The sequence below is a fragment of the Sphingopyxis sp. GW821-FHT12C06 genome (genome assembly GCF_058807415.1).
The window spans coordinates 50,293-70,436 of sequence record NZ_JBXAQR010000008.1; the positions used below are offsets into that span (position 1 = coordinate 50,293).

Genomic DNA, 20,144 nt, shown 5'->3' on the forward strand with positions numbered 1-20,144 from the left:
CGGCGGCTTTGAGATGAGGATTGCAATAAGCGGTCGCAAACCACACGGTGACGGCCAAGCCTAGCTCCCGCTACTGGACTTGCCCAACCGGCTTCGGTGTTGCCCATATGCAGCATAGAGGGTGAGCCCGATCAGATTCCAGATCAGGCACCACAAGAGAGTCTCGACCGGCAGGCTCAAGAAAAGGTAGAGGCAGCCGCCAATCGTTCCGAGCCCGACCAGCCAAACCGCGCGAACGCGAAATGGCCGGGGGGTATCGGGTGCGCGGCGACGAAGGACGAGCAGGCAGACGCCAACCGCTATGAACGCGATCAGCGTTCCGGCGTTGGCAAGCGCTGCTACCTTTCCGATCGGCAGCAGGCCGGCCAGGACCGCGACGATCGCCGCCGTCAGCAGTGTGATGCGTGTCGGCGTGCCGCGCTTCGAAATATGCGCGAGTCGCCCCGGTAGAAAGCCGTCGCGTGCCATCGCAAGGAAAACCCGGCTTTGCCCATAGAGGAAGGCAAGCAAGACGGTCGGCAGCGCCACAACGGCGGTCGTCGCCACGATTTGAGCAATCCCCCCCTGCCCGATCGAGCGCAGGATAAGCGCCAGCGGCTCGGGACTGTCGGCAAAGCTGGCAAAGGGCGTCGCACCGACCGCCGCGGCCGCGACCAGCATATAGATGAGCGTGCAGACGGCCATCGAACCGATGATCGCAATCGGCAGATCGCGCGCCGGATTCCTGGCCTCCTCTGCCGCTGTCGAAATCGCATCGAAGCCGTAAAAGGCGAAGAAGACGATCGCCGCGGCCGCCATAACCCCGCGCTGCACCCCATCGCTGCCGGCGTTCGCGACATATCCGTATGGCATGAACGGATCGAGATGCGCTGCGTCAAAATAGGGCAGCGTGTAACCGACAAAGAGCAGCAGGGTCGCGATCTTCACGACGACGAGGATCGAGTTGATACGGGCGCTCTCGCGCGTCCCCAGCAGCAACAGGCCCGCGACGACCGCGATAATGGCAATGGCGGGAAGATTGATCAGCCCGCCGAGTTCGGGACCGCGTGTCAACGCTTCGGGGAAACCTATGCTCATCAGGAGCGGCGACGCATATCCCGACCAACCCACCGCGACCGTCGAGACGACGAGCGAATATTCGAGGATCAGGCTCCAGCCAACAATCCAGGCGAAGGCCTCGCCGAGACCGGCATAGGAATAGCTGTAAGCGCTGCCCGCCGCGGGCATCATCGACGAGAGCTCGGCATAGGCGAGTGCCGCGCAGGCGCAGACCGCACCGGCGATCGCGAACGACAGCAGCACCGCAGGCCCCGCCCGATCGACACCGACGCCGATCAGGGTCAGGATTCCCGTACCGATGATCGCGCCGACGCCCATCGCCATAAGCTGCGGCCAGGACAGGCTCGGCGGAAGCGCGCCGGCGCTGCGCTCGCCGGCCAGCGCGATGGGTTTGCGGCGGGTCCAATTATTCACGATGCTTCTCCCAAATATCCGGCCCGATTGTTCGGGTCCGCCGCTCACCCAGCACGTCAGTTCAGGGCTGTTCGCCCGGGAACAGCAGCAACCAGTCGGCCTCGGCCTGGATGCGGGCGAAGAACCCCCAGCTGTCGACGTTGATCGAGCGCTTCAGCCAGGGCTTTGCTTTCTCGGGCTCTCCGCTCAGAATATAATAGTTGGCGAGACTATAGGCCGTCGACGCCGCGACACCGTCGGCGGTCGCAAAGGCGCGGCCGCTGTCCTTGTCGCTGAAGAAGCTGTCGGTGGCGCGATGGCCCTTAAACAGTTGCAACCCGTCAAAATAGGTGTCCGAACCACCCTTCGGGTGGACTTCGAACAGGGTCAGATCATAGTCGTCGAGCAGCTTCTGCGCCTCGCGCAGCTTGCCGGCGCGCGCGAGCGACAGATATTCCCAATAGCCGTTCGCCGTCCGGGCCTCGACGTCGTGCGTGAAGGCGGCCGACTCCGCCGATTTGGCAAACCATTTCGCGGCATTGTCGAAATCATGCTTGGCGAAATAGGCCTGGCCGAGGTGGTAATAGAGATAATATTGAACGACATCGGGGTCGCCGGGGAAATAATCCGGGCCCGGCTTCTCGCGTTCGAGCGGCTGGTTTTCATAGATTTTTGCCGCCTTCAGCCCAAATTCGATCGACTTGTCGAACTCGCGCAGCGAAAAGGCGCGATGCGCGCGGTGACGCAGCAGCTTGCCCGAATTGGGGAAGCGCTTCAGCGCCTGATCATAGACCGCCGCAGATTCCTTCGAATAGCCCTGATAGAAGAGGATGCGGCCGTACCAGGTCGCGTTGTCCGCCGTCATATTGGCTTCGAACACGGCCTTGGCCTCGCGCGCGGCGCGATCGAGCGTTTCGGTCGCTGCGACATTGGCGTTGCGCGTCTGCGTCGTGACCATCGGCTTGCCGAGCAGCGATGTGCCTTGCACGCTGCCCTCCTGAGCCGCCGCCAACAGCGGCATAGCGATGAACAACAGGCCGGCCGATGCCAGCAATTTCAGTTTCCCGGGGACCATATTAAACCTCCTCCAAACAGATATGTTTTAGTCTATGTCGAGATCGAACTTCACACCCTGCGCGAGCGGCAGCGATGTCGAGTAATTCACCGTCGCGGTAACGCGGCGCATATAGTTCTTCCAGCTGTCCGAGCCCGACACGCGGCCGCCGCCGGTTACTTTCTCGCCGCCGAAGGCACCGCCGATTTCCGCGCCGCTGGTGCCGATGTTGACGTTGACGATGCCGCAATCGCTGCCCTGTGCCGACTGGAAGCGCTCGGCTTCGCGCACATCATTGGTGAAGATGCACGACGAAAGCCCCTGCGGCACGCCATTCTGCAGCGCGATCGCTTCGTCGAGCGTCGTGTAGGGCAGGACATAGAGGATGGGGGCGAAGGTTTCTTCGCGCACGATGCCGCTCTGCGCGGGCATTTCGACGATCGCGGGGCGGACATAATAGGCGCCCTCCGCGCCATCGATGTCGATCCGCTCGCCGCCATGGACGATCCCGCCTTCGCGGCGCGCCTGATCGAGCGCGCGCTGCATTGCGTCGAACGCCGCCTTGTCGATCAGCGGCCCGACATGGGTGTCGTCGACGAGCGGGCTGCCGATGCGCAGGCTGCCTACCGTCGCGATCAGACGCTTCACGAAATCGGCGCGGATGCTGTCGTGGACGATCAGGCGGCGAAGCGAGGTACAGCGCTGGCCGCACGTGCCGGTCGCGGCGAAAACTGTGCCGCGAAGGGCAAGACCGATATCGGCGCTGGGTGCCACGATCGCGGCGTTGTTGCCTCCAAGTTCGAGGACCGGACGACCGAAGCGCCGCTGGACCCGCACGCCGACATCCTGCCCCATGCGGACGCTGCCCGTCGCGCTGACGATCGCGATCCCCGGATGGTCGGCAATGATACCGCCGCATTCGGCGGCGCCGATGGCGACCTGTACCAGATGGTCGGGTGCGAACTCATAATCGGCCGCGGCCTTCTGGAGCAGTTTGCCAAAGGCGAGCGCGGTGAGCGGCGTCTTTTCAGAGGGTTTCCAGATTGCGCTGTCGCCGCAGACGAGCGCGACCGTTGTGCCCCACGCCCAGACCGCGGCGGGGAAATTGAACGCCGAAATCAGCCCGAGCGGACCCAGCGGATGCCAATATTCGGTCAACCGGTGCTCGGCGCGTTCCGATGCGATCGTGAGTCCGAACAGCTGCCGCGACAGGCCGACGGCATATTCGCAGATATCGATCACTTCCTGCACTTCGCCGCGGGCTTCGGTCAGGATCTTGCCATTTTCGATGGTCAGCAGCCGCGACAGGGTTTCCTTGTGTTCGCGAACGAGTTGGCCATAGCGCCGCACCAGTTCGCCGCGATGAGGAGCCGGGACCTGTTTCCAGGCCAGAAACGCGGTTTGGGCGTTCGCAACCATTTCATCCATGTCGGCCGGCTGGTGCATTTTCAGCCGCGCGAGTCCGGATCCGTCGATCGGCGAAAAAACTTCGAGACCGGAACCGAGATGACCCTCGAGCGACAGCCCGAGGTCGCCGAAGATATCCGAAACGGCGGCGCCGAAGGCGCCGGGTGCAGGCTGAGCCAATTGGGGAGAGAGAGGCGTATCGATAGCGATCATTTGTATGTCCGTTGAAAGCGTTGCGAGAGAGTGTGTCGAACCGGCAGGGTTCAGGGCCGGTCTTTCCGGTCGTGAACGATGACGCGGCCGTCCTTGATGACGGTGGAGACATGTTCCATCACCGAAATGTCGCGAGCGGGATCGCCGCCAACGGCGACCATATCGGCAAATTTTCCGACCTCGATGGTACCCAGATGGGCCGACTGGTCGATGAGCGCCGCCGCATCGACGGTCGCCGACCGGAGCGCCGCCATCGGCGTCATCGGTCCCTGTTCGACCATGTGGCGGAACTGCCGCGCATTCTGACCGTGCGGCGACACGCCGGCGTCGGTGCCGAAAGCGATGGCCACCTTATACTGGACCGCGAGGCGGATGTTCCGCCCTGCAACGCGGCGGGCTTCGGCCATTTTGGCTTGCACCTCCGGGCTGGCGTCGCTCTCTTTCCGCGAATCGAGCAGGCCGAGCGTCGGCACCAGCCAGGTGCCGCGTTTGGCCATCAGCTTTGCGGTCTCTTCGTCCAGCCAGGTGCCGTGCTCGATCGAATCGACACCGGCGCGGACCGATGCCGCGACCCCCTCGCCGCCATGGGCATGCGCCGCGACCTTGAGGCCGAGGCTGTGCGCGGTGGTGACAATCGAGGTCAGTTCCTCATCGCTCAGATGCTGCCCGAGCCCGCGCGCCTGCTGCGACATGATGCCGCCGGTCGATGTGATCTTGATCAGATCGGCGCCATATTTGGCGGCCTCGCGGACGCGCAGCGCACATTCGACCGCGCCGGTGCAGGCACCCGTATAATCATAGGGATACAGCGTTTCGGTCGTCTTGCGGTTGAGCCCCGACATGTCGCCATGGCCACCGACGATCGACAAGGACGTCCCCGAGAGAAAGATGCGCGGTCCGGTGACGGTGCCTTCGTTGATCGCGTCGCGCAGGGCGTGGATCGAATAGCCGTCGGATCCCACATCGCGAACGGTCGTGAAGCCGGCCTCCAAGGTCTTTTTCGCATTGGAAAAGGCGAAGAGCGCCACGTCTTCCGGCGTGTCGATCGCCGCCGACCACAACCTGGTTTCCGGCGAAAAGCTGAAGTGAACATGGGTGTCGATCAGGCCGGGCAGCACGGTCCGGTCCTTCAGGTCGATCGTCGGCGTATCGGGAAAATCCACATACCCGGGCCTGATTTCGGCGATCTGCCGGTCACGAACGACGATCGTCGTGGGGCCAAGCGCGCGCTCGCCCGGTATCGCAATGACAGCGCCTGCGTGGATCACCAGACCTTCCCCGGCGGGCGCGGCGGGTGCCGCTGCGGCCGCGGACGATAGCAACAGACCGAGCATCGATAGCGATAGCGATAGCGATAGCGATAGCGATAGCGATAGCGATAGCGATAGCGATAGCGCGCCGGCGCGGCGGGTCGCCCTGCCGGGCACGGACGGTTTGACGATGTCCATCACGTAAAAAGCTCCCGTCGACCGGGCGCCGAAGATCGCCTCCGGCCCCGCAACCACCCATAGGAATATTTTGCTGGTTGGGCAATAAATTTTATGATAGGAAAATTATGAAGAATAAGGTGGACTCCGGAAATTCAGAGGTTTCCGGGTGGGGAAATGGGTTACCAAGGAGGGAAAAATGTCGAAGTTCGTTTCACGCCTGCTGTTGTCGTCGGCTCTCGCATTCGCGATCGCGCCTGTCGCGCAGGCCCAGACGCAGCCGCCGAAAGCAGAAGGCGCCGATACCGATGAAGGTGGCAGCGACATCGTGGTCATCGGAACGCGCCGCAAGGATCGCTCGATCACCGACAGCTCGGTCGCGATCGACGTCATCTCGCCGGAGCAGATCTCCACCACCGGATATACCGACGTGAACGACGCGCTGCGCACGCTGGTGCCCGCATTCAATGCCCAGCGCCTTCAGGGCAATGACGGCTCCTCTTTCGTGCGGCCGATTACGCTGCGCGGCTCGCCGGCCGACCATGTTCTGCTGCTGATGAACGGCAAGCGCCGTCACCGCGCCTCGATCGTGCAGATCGGCACCGGCCATGCTTCGACCTCGGGCTCGCAGGGACAGGATTTCAACGTCATTCCGCCCATTGCCCTGTCGAGCGTCGAGGTACTGCGCGACGGCGCATCGGCCCAATATGGCTCGGATGCGATCGCCGGCGTGATCAACATGGAGCTGAAAAAGGCCAAAAGCGGCGGCTCGATCATCGGGCAGGTCGGTGAATATTATGAAAGCGGCGGCCGCACTTATGACATTCAGGGCCACATCGCCGTTCCGGTTGGCGACAATGCCTATTTCAACCTGGCAGCCCAATATACCGATCAGGAAAAGGCCTATGCCAAAAAGGCCAGCCATGCTGGTGCGGTAGCGCTGAGGGCCGCGGGCGTGCCCGGGGTCCCCGAACATCCCGAAGGCAATCTCGACCCGCGCTACATGGCCTTCAAAGCGGTCTGGAACGCTGGGATCGAATTGGGCGACGAACTCGAAGCCTATACGTTCGGCAACTATATGACCGGCAAAAGCGCAGTCACCTTTGGTCTGCGCCAGCCCTTCACCGCCGGCGGCGTAAACGGCCACGGCACCTATGCCAATTCGGCCTTCGATCTCTCGCCGACTCACCCGCAAGCGTTCAACCTTGCCACCATCTATCCGGGCGGTTTCACGCCGGAATTCTCGGGCAATCTGGAAGATTTCAGCGCCCTGGTCGGTTTGCGCGACCAGGTCGGCCCGTGGAACTGGGATTTGTCGGCGCGCTATGGCACCAACACGGTCGACTACACCATCACGGGCACGATCAACGCCTCGATGGGCGTCAATTCGCCGACCTCGTTCAAGCCGGGTTCGCTGACCCAGCGCGAAATCCAGTTCGATGCCGAAACATCCTATGAATTGACCGACAACATCCTTGCCTTCGCCGGCGCCAGCTACCGCAAGGAAACCTATGTCATCGGCCAGGGCGATGTGGCCAGCTACACCACTGGCCCGTTGCGGGATTTGCCCGCCGGGTCGAACGGCTTCCAGGGCTTTTCACCCGAGTTTGCGGGCACCTTTGACTCAGCGAGCTACGCTGTGTTTGCCGAAGTCGATGCCGATATCACGTCCTGGTGGAACCTGTCGGTCGCCGGCCGCTATGAAGATTACGACCAGTTCGGCACGAACTTCAGCTACAAGGCCGCCACGCGTTTCGAGCTGAGCGACGCCTTCGCTCTGCGCGGCTCGGTCAGCACCGGCTTCCGCGCCCCCGCCGCCGGTCAGGTGTTCGGCACCAGCCTCACCTCGCAGCTCGATGGCCTCGGCGGCTTCATTCTTGACGCCGTGCTGGTCCCGGGCTCGCCCGCGGCAAAGGTCTTCGGTTCGAACTCGCTGAAGCCGGAAACCTCGTTCAATATGTCGGCAGGCGTCGTCTTCACCGGCCTCGACGGCTTCCTGGCCACGCTCGACTTTTATCAGATCAAGGTCGACGATCGCCTGTTGCTGACGCCTTCGCGCAAAACCACAGCGGCGGAACGCGCGGCGCTGGCCGCCCTGAACTTCCCCAATGGCGCGGACATTGAAGATGTGCGCTATTTCCAGAATGAAATGAACACCCGCGTTCGCGGTTTCGATCTGGTCAGCACCTACCGCCATAGCTGGTCGGACAATGCCTCGACCGACTTCAGCCTTGCTGTGAACTATAATGAACAGCAGCTGCGCGGTGCGCCGCCGGTGGGCTTCACCTCGGCGATCGTCACCGAATTCGAACGCGGCACGCCGCGCTGGCGCGGCAATTTCTCGGCGACGACGAAGGTTGGCGATTTCGGCTTCATGGCGCGCGCCAACCATTATGGTGCGTGGCGCCGTCTGGATGGCGCCAGCTTCCTGCCGCGCAAAGCGGTGACGCTGTTCGATGCCGAAGTGACCTATTCCGGCATCGAAGGCGTCGACCTCAGCATCGGCGCGCGCAACCTGTTCAATATCTACCCGCCGGGTCGCGGCGCGGCACGCGCGCGTTCGGGCCTGATCTATGACAACCACAGCGTATTTGGCGTCGCCGGTGGCTTTTATTATCTGAATGCCAAGTATAAATTCTGATCTCGTCTGTTCGGGATCAGCATATATTTCCGATGGGCGTACGCGGAAGAGGCATTGCGGATATGCCAATGCCGTAGCCTATCGGAAATTTCTGCTTTATAGATTGCCGCGGCTGATTGGCCGGACCTCTCTCCCAGCCGTCCCCAATCGCCCATGCCGTATGATCTCGAGCAAGTTAAGGATTGGAGACTTATGCCGCCCAGAAATGGAGACGAGCCGGAAGTATTAGGAGCCGTGCGCAAGGCAAAACGGCCCCGGTCCGAAGGCTTTCATCTGGGCGAAAGATTGCGCCAGCTGCGCCGTGAGCGCGGGATGACACTGGAGGATGCAGGACGCTTGACGGCGCTCGCGGCGTCGACGCTGTCCAAGATCGAAAACGACCAGATGTCGCCGACGTTCGACGTCGTGCAGAAGCTGGCGACGGGCTTTGACATCGACATTACCGAACTTTTCGCGAGCAATTCGGGACAGGATGCCGCAGGGCGCCGCAGTGTTACGATGGACGGCGCGGGCCGCCTCATGGAAACCGCCGTTTATCGTCACCGGCTGATCGCAGCCGAGCTCAAGAACAAGAAAATCCTGCCGTTCGTCACCACGATCAAGGCGCGCAGCCTTGAGGATTTCAAGGTCTGGTCTCAGCACAGCGGGGAGGAATTCCTCTATGTGCTCGAAGGCGAAGTCTGTTTCCAGACCGAGCATTATGAGCCGGCGATCCTCGGGGTCGGTGACAGCATCTACATCAACAGCAACATGGAGCATGCCTGCTATTCGACGAGCGAGGAAGATGCCGTCGTATTGTGGGTCAACACTGCCTGATTGCGCGGACTGCCTTGCTCAATCTATGGGCTTGCAATAATTTTCCTATAGGCTAATTTATTTCCAATAGAAAAATTGGAGAGGGTGTAGCTATGGATAGACGGAAATTCATCCTGTCGGGGGCGGCGCTGTCGACCGCTGTCGCGTTTGCGCCCGGCGTTGCAGCGCGAGTGGCGGCTCGCCCCCTCACCTTCGATGCGATGGGCGAGGTCCGTTTCGAATATGACGCCGCGCTGATCGGGCAGATGCGCGCGAGCGGGCTCGACGCGATCACCGTCACACTCTGCGATCCCAAGAGCTATGAAGGCCGGGCCTATGAGGAGGCGGTGCAAGCCGTCCTCGACCATGACACGCATATCGCGGCGCATCCCGACCTGTTCCTGAAAGCGACGCGCGCGAGCGACATCGACATTGCACGCAAAAACGGCCAGATCGCGCTCTTCTACCTGTTCCAGAACAGCACCCAGTTCGGGCGCGATCTCGACAATGTCGATCTGTTCCACAAGCTGGGCGTGCGATCGGCGCAGATCACCTACAATGACCAGAACTGGGCCGGCGCGGGGTGCAAGGAACTCGGCGCGAACGGTCTTACCCGTTTCGGCCACGAGCTGGTCGGACGGATGAACGCGCGCGGGATGCTGATCGACATGTCGCACGCCAATATGCAGACGATGGCCGACACGATCGCGGCGTCGAAGATGCCCGTCATCGTCTCGCACACCGCGTGCATGGCGGTGCACAGCAATATCCGCAACACGACCGATGCCAATCTGCGGCTGCTGGCCGACAAGGGCGGGGTCGCGGGGATTTGCCAGATGCGGCCGTTCCTGACGACCAGGCGCGGCAGCGACGCACTGCCTGAATATTTCCGCCATATCGACCATGCCGTCAAAGTGATGGGCGCCGACCATGTCGCGATCGGCAGCGATCGTGACCACCGCGTCGTCGAGATGACCGACGCCTATATCGCCGAACTGAAGGCCGAAGAGGGCGCCAATTTCCACGAACCCGACTGGCCGCTCTTCATTAACGAGCTCAACGGTCCGCGCCGCATGGAGGTGGTATGGGATGGCGTTCGCAAGCTCGGCTATCCCGAAAGCACCGTCGAAAAGATCATGGGGACCAATGTCCGCCGCATCTATCAGGAGGTGATCGGATGAGCCCGCGCACCGCTGCTGGCCGTTCCAGCCTTGCTCTTGCCTTGCTGCTGATGGCAGCCCCCGCGTCGGCGACTGTCCCTGGCGCCGACGCGGGGAATTGCGCCACCAGCCTGATCGGTACGGCACTGACGGTGCCGAAGTTTTCGGCGAATACGCAGAAGATGCTCGATGAGGATATCGCCATTGCCGAGGCGGCGTTGCGGATCGCGCCCGACCGCGAGGATATGCATATCTGGTATGGCCGGCGCCTCGACTATGCGGGCAGAATCTGCGACGCGGTCGATGCCTTCAGCGCCGGGCTGAAGCAGTTTCCGGACAGCTACAAGCTCTATCGCTTTCGCGCGCGCGACCTGACGCGTGCGCGCCGGTTCAATGAGGCACTAGCCGATTATAAAAAGGCACTGGAACTGATGGGCGACACGCCCGACACGTTCGAGCCCGACGGCATGCCCAACCCGATCGGGCTAACCATCAGCACCTATCGCGGGAACATCGTCTATTACCACGCCCAGACGAGCTTCGCGACCGGAGACTATCCGACTGTGGTCGCCGGCATGGCGGAATCGCTGAAGCTCTCCGCCGATTTCGCGCGCGACGACATGCGCGTTCCAACGGCGTACTGGACCTATCTCGCCTGGCGCAAGATGGGCCAGCACGACAAGGCACGCGCGGCGATCAACGCGATCGAACCGGGGCTGAAGCTGATCGAGAATTTCACCTATTATCAGGCGGTCCAGATCATGCAGGGGCGGCTCGATCCAGCCGGTTTCAAGGACACGCGCGACAGCACGATCAAATTCGCCATCGCGATGGAGCGCCGCTTCGCCGGAGACGAAAAGGGCGCGAAGGCGCTGTTCGCGCAAATCGTTCGGGAGAACCCGCAGGGGCATTGGCCGTCGGAAGCCGAACTGGCGCAGCCGGATCGCAAAGACTATTGATCATGCGTCCGGAGATTCTTCGGCGGGCGGAGAGCAGGCTGGGAGCGGACTGGCTTTGACCCCAGGCTGACCGTCCCGGTGCAAGCGGAATGCTTTCGGCCGGCCTCGCTTGCAGGAGAAGGCGCGAAAGTCCGCCAGGGCGGCTGCCCGGCGGGCTTTTGCAAACGAGGTTCGGAATCAATCGGCCTTTACGTTTCCTTCCCCCGGCCCCACGAACGGAGTCCCGTCGCCGAGCGTGACGGAAACGACAATTTTCCGCCCGTCGCCATCCGCATCGTCAAGCGTCAGGGTCGCAGCCTTCCGGTTGCCTGCCCGATCCTTCAGCGTCGCGGTCAGGCTGGCCCAGCCCTTGGCGGTTTGAAGCACGCCGAGCCGATCAGCCGCCCACACGGTACCGGACCGTGCATCGGTCAGCGTCACCGAGCCAGTGGCATAGCGCGCGCCGGCGCGCTGCCCGGCCTTGATGGTCACAACAAGCCCGGGCAGGCGGGCGTTCGCGTTGAAACTGCGCGTCGTCGTGGCGGCGGTCATCCGCCGGCTGGGCATATGCGCGTCGCGCAGGAGGATGGCGCCGGCCTTTGCATTGGTCACCCTGCCGTCAGCGAGGGCGGCAACACCGTTCACAATGACATGCCGGACCCCGTCGGATTGCAGCGTCGGGGCGTCGAATGTGGCGTGATCGCCAACCGTCCCTGCATCGAACACCGTCAGATCCGCGCGCATGCCCGGTGCGATGCGCCCGCGGTCGACCATCCCGATGATCGCGGCGGGCAGCGCCGTCATCTTGCGCACGGCATCCTCAAGCGTGATCGCACCTGTATCGCGCGCATAGTGGCCAAGCACCTTGGGAAAGCTGCCATAATAACGCGGATGTCCACGATTCTCGATCGTCGCGCCGCAATCGCAGGCAACCGCCGTATCGGGATATTTCAAGAATGCGACGACGTCGGATTCAGCGCCGAACGTCATGTTCGCATAGATCATCGGATCGCGCTCGAGCGTGCGCAGCACGGCTTCGCCAGCGCGGATGTTCTCAGCGGCCATGATGTCGGTCAGCCGTTTACCCAACGATGGCAGCGCAATGCCCTCCGCACCCCCGAGGCGCGTCGCCATCGCATATTCCGCCGCCTCGACCAGTTGCGGACGGATCTTGGGATCCTTGAAGCGCGCCAGCATCGCGTCGCTGCCGCCGTCAGCTGCCCAGCCAGGAACCAGAAAGGCCTGTAGCGCGGTCTGGCCGGCGAGATAGGGATAGATGTCGATGGCCGTCCAGACGCCGCGCGCACTGGCGGCCGCGACCATCTCCAGCACCTTTGGCGCCTGCCCGCGCTCCCTGCCGGCGCTTTTGATGTGTGTGATGACGGGGGTGAGACCCGCTTGTTCCCCAACCGCTATCGTCTCCTCCATGCCCTTGAAGGAACTAAGATTGTCTTCGGGCCGCAACCGGTCGTGATTGGGGAAGTTGGTTCGCCACGACGCTGCAGCGGACAGGATTGCGACCACTTCCCCGGGCTTTGCATAATAGGCGGGGCGATAGTCGAGCCCCGATGCAACGCCCCAGGCGCCCGCGGCGAGGTTCTTTTCAAGGACTGTACGCATTCCGGAAATCTGGGCCGCGGTTGGCCGCAGATCGCGCTCGCCCATAGCGTCGGACCATATGGCGTTGAAACCGATATAGGCGCCGATGTTCTCGGCAAGACCATTGGCGGCATAGCTCGCAAGCTCTGTTGCGATGTCGACGGTGCCGCTGCCGTCGGCGTTGATGATCTCGGTCGTGACGCCCTGGGTGAGCATGTTCACCGCCGTCGACACTGCTTCGGGTTCGGCATGGCTGTGGATATTGATGAAACCCGGCGCAACGACCAGGCCGGTGGCGTCGATAGTCCGTGCCGCCTTGCCAGACCCCACATCCCCGACAGCAGCGATGTGACCGTCTGCGATCGCGACATCGCCGCGATATCCCGCAAGCCCGCTACCGTCGATGATAGTGCCATTTCTTATGACGATGTCGTAGGCCGAAGCATCGCCGGGAGCTGCCGCTGCCGGATTGATGGCGAGAGCGGCCGTTGACCATAGCAATGCCGTGATGACTCGATGCCCGCGTGAAATGCCCTGCTTGCTCATTGATTACACTCCACGGCATTCGCCATACTGAAATACAGGACCGGAGACCGGGGCGTGGCGATCCGTTCATCGCGCACGCCCCGCTGTGCCTAGAACTTCGCCCGAACCCCGACATAGAATTTGCGACCGACAACGTCGTAATGCGCGGCGTTGGTGGCGGTGTTCGAGATGAAGTTGAGCGGCGCGACGGGAGGGTCCCTGTCGAACACATTGTCCATGCCTGCGTAGATCTGCGCCTCGCTGCCGATCAGTTCGTCGAGGTCATATTTCACCGAAAGATCCACATAGGCGACGGCGCCGATATGATTATCCTTCGCCGAGAGTTGCTCCGGACCAAAAGTCGCATCGTAGACGCCGCTGCCGATATAGCGCAGCTGGCCGAAGAAACCCCAGGGACCGACATCAAGATTGGCGCTGAAGGTCGCCTTGAAATCGGGCGAGCCGAAACCTGTCGATGTCGGCCCGACTTCGCCTGCGACATCGGTCGGCGCGCCGCCCGTAGGCGCGATCTTCTTGTCGATCAGATAGCTTGCGACAAAGCCCAGCGAAAGATTGCCGCTTCCCACCGGCAGCGCATAGCGCGCATCGAAATCGAGGCCCTGTACGCGGAAGCTACCGAGGTTGAGATTCTGGTTCTTGACCGAGAGGATCGTTTCATTGGCACCGAAACGGATAAGCGAGCACAGATCCTGTTCGCCCTTGAAGCAACGGTCGGCGATGTCCTGTGCGCCGAGCGCGCCGATCGCGTCCTTGAGGTTGATATCATACCAGTCGAGCGACGCCTTGAAGCGCCCGGTGGTCAGGACGACGCCGGCCGTCTTGGTCAACGCCCGCTCTTCGCTCAGATTGGGGTTTCCCGACAGCGGAACCTGGACGAAGTCGATATTGCCGTTGAACGGGTTCGCCACATTCTCGAACAGCAGGACCGATTCGACGAAAGTCTCGCCGATGCTGGGCGCGCGAATGTCTCGCGATATGGTGCCTCGAAAACGAAGTTCCTCGATCGGCGCGAAGACCAGCCCGGCCTTCCAGGTCACGACCCGGCCAACCGTGCTATAATCGGTCAGGCGCACCGCTCCGTTGAAGTCGAGCTTCCGGGCGCCCGCGATAATCGGGACCGCGACCTCCGCATATCCTTCGGTGACGTTATATTTGCCGCGGAGCGGCTGCGCGTTGACGATGAGGAATTCCTCATTGTCATTCGGTGCATTGACCCTGCGATCGAGCGACTCCCTGCGGTGCTCGATACCGAAGGACGTCTGGATCGGCCCTGCCCAGCCCTGAAAAAGCTCACCACTCAGATTCGCCGCCGCAACGGTTTGCCGGATCTTCGTGTCCGACGTGCCCGTGCCGGTGAAATAGGAGATCGCGGCCTGGCTCGGTGAGCCCTTGCCAAAAAGGTTGACCGGAACGCAGCCCGGCGCGCCATTGGCGCCGCCGAGGTTGGCGCGGCACACGATCTGGCTGGTCGAAGGATCGCGAACCGCATCGGCAGCGAGCAGCAGCTTTGCGGGCAGCAGATTAAAAGGCTGATCGTTCGAAAAATCCGTACGGCCATGCTGCAGCGAAACATCCCACGACCAGGATGATCCGAGCGAGCCCTTGACCCCGCCGACGAACCGCATGGTTTCGTTGACCGAAACCGACGTGATCGCAGGAAATTCCTCGAAGGTCCGGAACAGCGCAAATGGCTCGTTCAGCGCGGCGATGCTGGCGGGCAGGAAGGGATTGTCAGGCCGGATAACGACGCTGCCAAAGCTGAACGCATCGACCAGTGCACCACGCGATTTCGATCTGGCGAAACTTGCCTCGCCGAACAGCGTGATGTCGTCCGCAATTTCGTAGCGCGCGGCGCCCAGGATGCTGAAACGCTCGGTGGGAATCAACAGCGCGACGCGATCGGCAAGGCGCGAGCCGCTGCCCCCGACCATGTGGCTGCCGCCGATGTTTTCACCCAGTACGCGCGGCCGCACCGTGCCATCGGGAAAGAATTCGAGATTGCCCGTCTGACCAGCTCCGGGCAGCGTCACCCCGTTCGGGGAACCGAGAAACAGCACCGCATTGTCGCGGATCACATATTGCGGAATGCCGTCCGTGCCGTTGACGTCGGCGGGATTGCTGAGCAATGCCGGGCTGCGGCGCTGCCATGCGCGTGCGCGCCCTTCGGGAATGCCTTTGTTGCGATCATAATCGGCCGCCAGCAGCACATGGCCCCTGCCCCCGCCGAACTTGCTCCCAAAGACTCCCGATAGCCTGAGGTTTTCCGCATCGCCCCGACCCGACTGGCCATATTGCGCGTTGAACTTCACTCCCTCGATCTTGTCGTTGAAGACGAGATTGACGACACCCGAAATGGCATCGGAGCCCCATGCAGCGGAAGCCCCCCCGGTGACCACTTCAACGCGGTCGATCGCCAGCGACGGCACCGCGTTGAGGTCGATATTTTCGAATTCGTCGAAAGGTGTGCCGCGTCGCCCGTTGATGAGAACAAGATTGCGGTTGGTCCCCAGCCCCCGCAGATCGATCGCGTTGACGCCATTCTGGCGGCTATTGAGGTTGGAGGAACTGGGCGTGATCGTACCGGTGACGGCAGGAAGTTCGTTGATGATGTTGGCGATATTCGTCGAGCCGCGCTGATCGACCAGATCCGCGCCAATGGCGAGCATGGGCGTCGGGGCCTCGAAATTGGCGTCTTTGATGCGCGTCGCTGTGACGGTGATTTCTTTTTCTGCCTCATCGTCGGCACGCACTGTGCTTGCCTCAACCTGAGCCATTGCGGGCGTTGCCAAGCCAAGCAGCGCAGCCCCCGACAACAAAACGATCTTCTGACGAATAACCATCCCCATTCTCCCAGTTATATATTTGTTTTTATTTTCAAAAAGTTGGTTCTTGTTCGTTTTCCCTCATCCCGGAGGGTCCCGGGCGCCGAACCTTGATGTTCGAATGCCCTCGGCCCGGGACGCAAGGGTTCCTTCGCAATCCTTGCGGGGCAGCAGTATGCCGTTGCCCCACGCCGGACCTGCACCGGGCGAATACCGGCTCTGGCAGGCGTGGCAGGCCTATGGCGTTGTGTTCGAAGTCTGTGACTGCTGCTCCGGCCGGGCGCATTCGGTTGCTCGATGCGCGAACCAAAGCGCGCCGGTATGCCTCTCTCCCCGATCCTCGCGCTTGATGCGCTTTTGCATGAGTCGTGTCATTTTAGGCTATCATTGTCCCAATTGGAACAATAAATATCCTAATCAGGATTATTCTTCCTAAAACGGCCGAATTGCGAAAGAGGTCGCGGCTGATAAAGACCATTGCGACAACGGGGTGAAAGATGAAATCGGACGAATCGCGGCTCGGCGCTCTTCTGCGCGGGCAACGCAAGCGCAAGGGCTGGACGGTCAAGGAGATGAGCCACAGAAGCGGCATTCCGTTTTCTACGCTCTCCAAGGTCGAGGCCGGGCGGCTCACTCTCGGCTATGACAAGCTCCAGAAGTTGAGCCATTGCCTCCAGATCCGCATGTCCGAACTTTTCGCCGAAGGCGAGCAGGACGGCGAGGCTCCGTCCTCACTTACCGCGCGCCGCAGCGTCGGCCGTCTCGACAGCGCAATTCGCGTGAACACCGGCAACTACGATTACCATTATCTCTGCACCGAGTTACGCCGGAAGCGAATGATCCCGATCATCATTCATATCCGCGCCAAAACGCTGGAACAATTCGACGGCCTTGCGCGCCATCAAGGCGAAGAGTTTACCTATGTGCTCCGCGGCCGCGTGATCGTGCACACGGAACATTATGATCCCGTTCTCCTGGAAGAAGGACAGTCGATCTATCTCGATTCCAGCATGGGCCATGCCTATATGGCTGCCGAAGACTGTGACGAAGCCATCGTCCTCGGCGTCTGCTCCAGTGCTGATGAAGACTTGCTGGGCTCGCTGCTCGGCCATCACGACGAAGGCGCCATTTCCAGATAAGGCCGACTGTCAGGGAAGTCCCGCCCAGGCCGTCCCATCGACCGTGAGAGGCCGTCTGAACGGACGGTGGTGAAGGATTATTCGCAACCGTCGCTCGAAGATCTTCGTGCAGGGACGGGTCGGGCATGAAGGGCATATCGACCATTTCCGAACGGGCAGCCGATCGCCCGTTTCGATTGCCGACGCCTGTATTGCCTGCCCTTGCGAAGAAACGGCCGGTGAGCGGGCGCAGCGAGCCCGGACATTGCCAGGCCGCGATATCAAATGGGAAGCGCGGTCGTATATTTCGTCGTCGACAGCGCGAAATGGGACGAAGCGCCGCCCACCGACGGATGCTCGAGCAGCGCGCGCATCAGGAAGCGCTCATAATCGCTGACATCGGCAACCACGATACGAAGCAAATAATCCCAGTCACCCGACATCGAAAAACATTCGATGATCTCGGCCCGCGCGTGCACAAACGCCTCAAAGGCCGTCCTGACATCGCGCGCATGGCTGCGAACGCGAATGTTGCAGATCACGGTTACGCCCCGCCCGACCCGCGCGGGATCAACGAGCCGGACCGTCCCCAGGATGATGCCGGCGGCCTCGAGCGCCTTGATCCGCCGCCAGCAAGAAGCCGCCGACGACCCCACCCGCTCGGCGATATCCTGGTTGCTCAACGAGGCATCGACCTGGAGCACTTCGATGATTCGACGATCGAGAGGCTCCATCTGAAATAATTCTTTCATACAGCCCTTCATTTTAGAGAGAATGTTTCGATATATCGCTATATCCGGTTGAATATGAAACGCAATTCCAACGATAACATGCGATTTCATATCAATGGCAAATCATCTTCCAGACCGCCCCGAGGGCACCGCCGAAGACTGGACAATCCCACAGGATTGGGCGCGCTACAGCGCGGCCGAGCACGATATGTGGGACCATCTCTTCGCGCGCCAGGCCGCGATGTTACCAGGCCGCGTCGTTCCCGAATTCATGGCCGGCCTCGACATGCTGCGGATGACGAAGCCCGGCATCCCCGATTTCGATGAACTGTCCGAGCGGCTAATGAAGGCAACGGGATGGCAGGTCGTCGCGGTTCCCGGCCTTGTGCCCGACCGCGTATTCTTCGAGCACCTCGCCAACCGCCGCTTCGTCGCCGGTCGCTTCATCCGCACGCCCGGACAGATCGACTATCTGCAGGAACCCGACATCTTCCATGATGTCTTCGGCCATGTGCCACTTCTCGCCCACCCCGTCTTCGCCGACTATATGCAGGCCTATGGCGAGGGTGGTCTGCGTGCCGACGGCATGGGTGCGATCGACCGGCTTGCGCGCCTCTACTGGTATACGGTCGAATTCGGCCTTATCCGCCAGGACGACGGGCTGAAGCTTTATGGCGCGGGAATCGTGTCTTCCTATGGCGAGTCGGTCTTCGCGCTCGACGACGAGTCGCCCAACCGTATCGGCTTCAATCTGAAGCGCCTGATGCGGACGAAATATCGCATCGACGATTATCAGCAGAGCTATTTCGTTATCGACAGTTTCGAAGACCTGTTGCGACAGACGGTCGAAACCGACTTCGCGCCACTTTACGCCGCACTCGAAGGCAGTGACGACATCGATGTCGATGCCATTCTGCCCGATGATCAGGTCTGCCATCGCGGATCGCAGGACTATGCCCGCGCCAGGGAGGTTGCCGTATGAGCGATGTGCTCGCCCCCACCGTCGAAATATCGTTGCCGTTCGATCGGCTCGCAGCGCAGCCGGCCGATGCCTTGCTCGGCCTCATCGCACTTTATCGCGCCGACAAGCGGCCGGACAAGATCGACCTCGGCGTCGGCGTGTTCCGCGATGAGGACGGTCAAACACCTGTCATGCGTGCAGTGAAGGCGGCAGAAGCGCTGCTCTTCGAGACGCAGACAACCAAATCCTATCTCGGCGCCGAGGGCGACGTGCTCTACACCGACTTGCTGGCCCGGATCGTGTTCGGCGACCAGATGCCGGACGCGCGCATAAGCGGCGTACAAACCCCGGGCGGAACCGGTGCGCTTCGCCTGGGAGCCGAGTTGCTCGCACGCGCGCATCCCGACGCGCAGCTGTGGCTCGGCTCACCGACCTGGCCGAACCATGCTCCGATTTTTGCCGAGGCGGGGTTGGAGACCCGGAACCATCGCTTCTATGACCCCGCGTCGGCGGGCATCGATTTTGCCGCGATGCTTCACGATCTGCGCCATGCGCGCGCCGGTAACGCGGTTTTGCTTCACGGCTGCTGCCACAACCCCACCGGCGCATCGCTGAGCATCGACCAATGGGAGGTGATCGCCGATCTGTGCGAGACGCGGGGCCTCATTCCGTTCATCGACCTTGCCTATCAAGGGCTCGGCGACGGCCTGGCCGAAGATGCCGCCGCGACGCGCGCCATCTTTGCGCGCCTCCCGACCGCGGTCATCGCATATAGCTGCGACAAGAATTTCGGGCTCTATCGCGAGCGCGTCGGCGCGCTCTGGGTGCAATCGGCAAACAGCGCGATCGCCGAACGCGTTCGGATGAATATGCTGTCGCTGGCACGCAGCCTCTGGTCGATGCCGCCCGATCATGGCGCGGCTATCGTCCGCACGATCCTCGAACAAGACGCGCTGCGCGCCGACTGGGAGGCCGAACTTGGCGCCATGCGCGCGCGGCTGAACGATCTTCGGCGCCGGATTTCTGAAGCACATCCTTGTCTTTCCGCCATTGCGGGGCAGCGGGGAATGTTTGCGATGCTACCCGTCTCGCCGGCCGGGGTCGCGGCGTTGCGCGACGATCACGCCATCTATATGGCCGGCAACGGCCGTATCAACATCGCCGGGCTTCGCGCCGAGACGGTTCCCGTCTTCGCGCGAGCCCTCTTGCCCCATCTCGACTGAGAATATGTGTCGCCCCGTGTCGCGGAAGGAGGCCTTCTTGCGTGCGGCACATCCGGG

At 61.9% G+C, this 20,144-nt stretch carries 14 protein-coding genes; 7 read left to right on the forward strand and 7 right to left on the reverse strand.

All coding sequences use genetic code 11. The annotated features are described in order from the left end of the window. Positions 1-60: 60 nt before the first annotated feature. From AC1RRJ_RS20980 to AC1RRJ_RS20995, 4 genes are all read right to left on the reverse strand, one after another. A complete protein-coding gene (locus tag AC1RRJ_RS20980) occupies positions 61-1,473 on the reverse strand; it encodes an amino acid permease (protein WP_493126359.1) in 1,413 nt (470 codons plus the stop codon). A gap of 61 nt (positions 1,474-1,534) precedes the next feature. Then, positions 1,535-2,527: a tetratricopeptide repeat protein gene (locus AC1RRJ_RS20985; protein WP_493126361.1), complete on the reverse strand. Its 993-nt coding sequence runs from the start codon at positions 2,525-2,527 to the stop codon at positions 1,535-1,537. A 27-nt stretch (positions 2,528-2,554) separates the two neighbouring features. Next, complete coding sequence (amaB, locus tag AC1RRJ_RS20990) at positions 2,555-4,126, reverse strand: L-piperidine-6-carboxylate dehydrogenase (RefSeq protein WP_493126363.1); 1,572 nt, start codon at positions 4,124-4,126, stop codon at positions 2,555-2,557. A 50-nt stretch (positions 4,127-4,176) separates the two neighbouring features. Further along, positions 4,177-5,460 (reverse strand): metal-dependent hydrolase family protein, encoded by a 1,284-nt coding sequence (locus AC1RRJ_RS20995; RefSeq protein WP_493126365.1) that lies wholly within the window; start codon positions 5,458-5,460, stop codon positions 4,177-4,179. Positions 5,461-5,752: 292 nt separating this feature from the next. Here AC1RRJ_RS20995 and AC1RRJ_RS21000 point away from each other — a divergent pair, with 292 nt between their 5' ends. The 4 genes from AC1RRJ_RS21000 (at position 5,753) to AC1RRJ_RS21015 (ending at position 11,108) form a co-directional block, all read left to right on the forward strand. Beyond that, positions 5,753-8,194: a TonB-dependent receptor plug domain-containing protein gene (locus AC1RRJ_RS21000; RefSeq protein WP_493126367.1), complete on the forward strand. Its 2,442-nt coding sequence runs from the start codon at positions 5,753-5,755 to the stop codon at positions 8,192-8,194. Between the two features lie 192 nt (positions 8,195-8,386). Continuing rightward, a complete protein-coding gene (locus AC1RRJ_RS21005) occupies positions 8,387-9,010 on the forward strand; it encodes a helix-turn-helix domain-containing protein (protein ID WP_493126369.1) in 624 nt (207 codons plus the stop codon). 92 nt (positions 9,011-9,102) lie between these two features. Then, on the forward strand, positions 9,103-10,170 hold the full coding sequence (locus AC1RRJ_RS21010; protein ID WP_493126371.1) for a dipeptidase: 1,068 nt from the start codon (positions 9,103-9,105) through the stop codon (positions 10,168-10,170). After that, on the forward strand, positions 10,167-11,108 hold the full coding sequence (locus AC1RRJ_RS21015) for a tetratricopeptide repeat protein (RefSeq protein WP_493126373.1): 942 nt from the start codon (positions 10,167-10,169) through the stop codon (positions 11,106-11,108). The genes AC1RRJ_RS21010 and AC1RRJ_RS21015 overlap by 4 nt, the downstream gene beginning before the upstream one ends. 177 nt (positions 11,109-11,285) lie before the next feature. Here the strand turns inward: AC1RRJ_RS21015 and AC1RRJ_RS21020 are convergent, their stop codons facing one another. Both AC1RRJ_RS21020 and AC1RRJ_RS21025 read right to left on the reverse strand, forming a co-directional pair. Beyond that, entirely contained in the window at positions 11,286-13,232 is a 1,947-nt protein-coding gene (locus AC1RRJ_RS21020) for an N-acyl-D-amino-acid deacylase family protein (protein ID WP_493126375.1), read from the reverse strand. An 89-nt stretch (positions 13,233-13,321) separates the two neighbouring features. Continuing rightward, positions 13,322-16,072, reverse strand: coding sequence for a TonB-dependent receptor plug domain-containing protein (locus AC1RRJ_RS21025; RefSeq protein ID WP_493126377.1), 2,751 nt, complete (start codon positions 16,070-16,072; stop codon positions 13,322-13,324). A 479-nt stretch (positions 16,073-16,551) separates the two neighbouring features. On the opposite strand from AC1RRJ_RS21025, the gene AC1RRJ_RS21030 reads away from it, so the two are divergent. Next, on the forward strand, positions 16,552-17,193 hold the full coding sequence (locus AC1RRJ_RS21030) for a helix-turn-helix domain-containing protein (RefSeq protein ID WP_493126379.1): 642 nt from the start codon (positions 16,552-16,554) through the stop codon (positions 17,191-17,193). Positions 17,194-17,453: 260 nt separating this feature from the next. Here AC1RRJ_RS21030 and AC1RRJ_RS21035 read toward each other — a convergent pair whose 3' ends face one another. After that, complete coding sequence (locus AC1RRJ_RS21035; protein WP_493126381.1) at positions 17,454-17,924, reverse strand: Lrp/AsnC family transcriptional regulator; 471 nt, start codon at positions 17,922-17,924, stop codon at positions 17,454-17,456. A gap of 94 nt (positions 17,925-18,018) precedes the next feature. Here AC1RRJ_RS21035 and phhA point away from each other — a divergent pair, with 94 nt between their 5' ends. Together phhA and AC1RRJ_RS21045 are read left to right on the forward strand one after the other, a co-directional pair. Continuing rightward, entirely contained in the window at positions 18,019-18,885 is an 867-nt protein-coding gene (gene phhA, locus AC1RRJ_RS21040) for a phenylalanine 4-monooxygenase (RefSeq protein ID WP_493126383.1), read from the forward strand. Then, positions 18,882-20,087 carry an amino acid aminotransferase gene (locus AC1RRJ_RS21045; protein WP_493126385.1) on the forward strand — a complete coding sequence of 402 codons (1,206 nt, stop codon included), beginning with the start codon at positions 18,882-18,884 and terminating at the stop codon, positions 20,085-20,087. Before phhA ends, AC1RRJ_RS21045 begins: the two co-directional genes overlap by 4 nt. Positions 20,088-20,144: the final 57 nt, after the last annotated feature.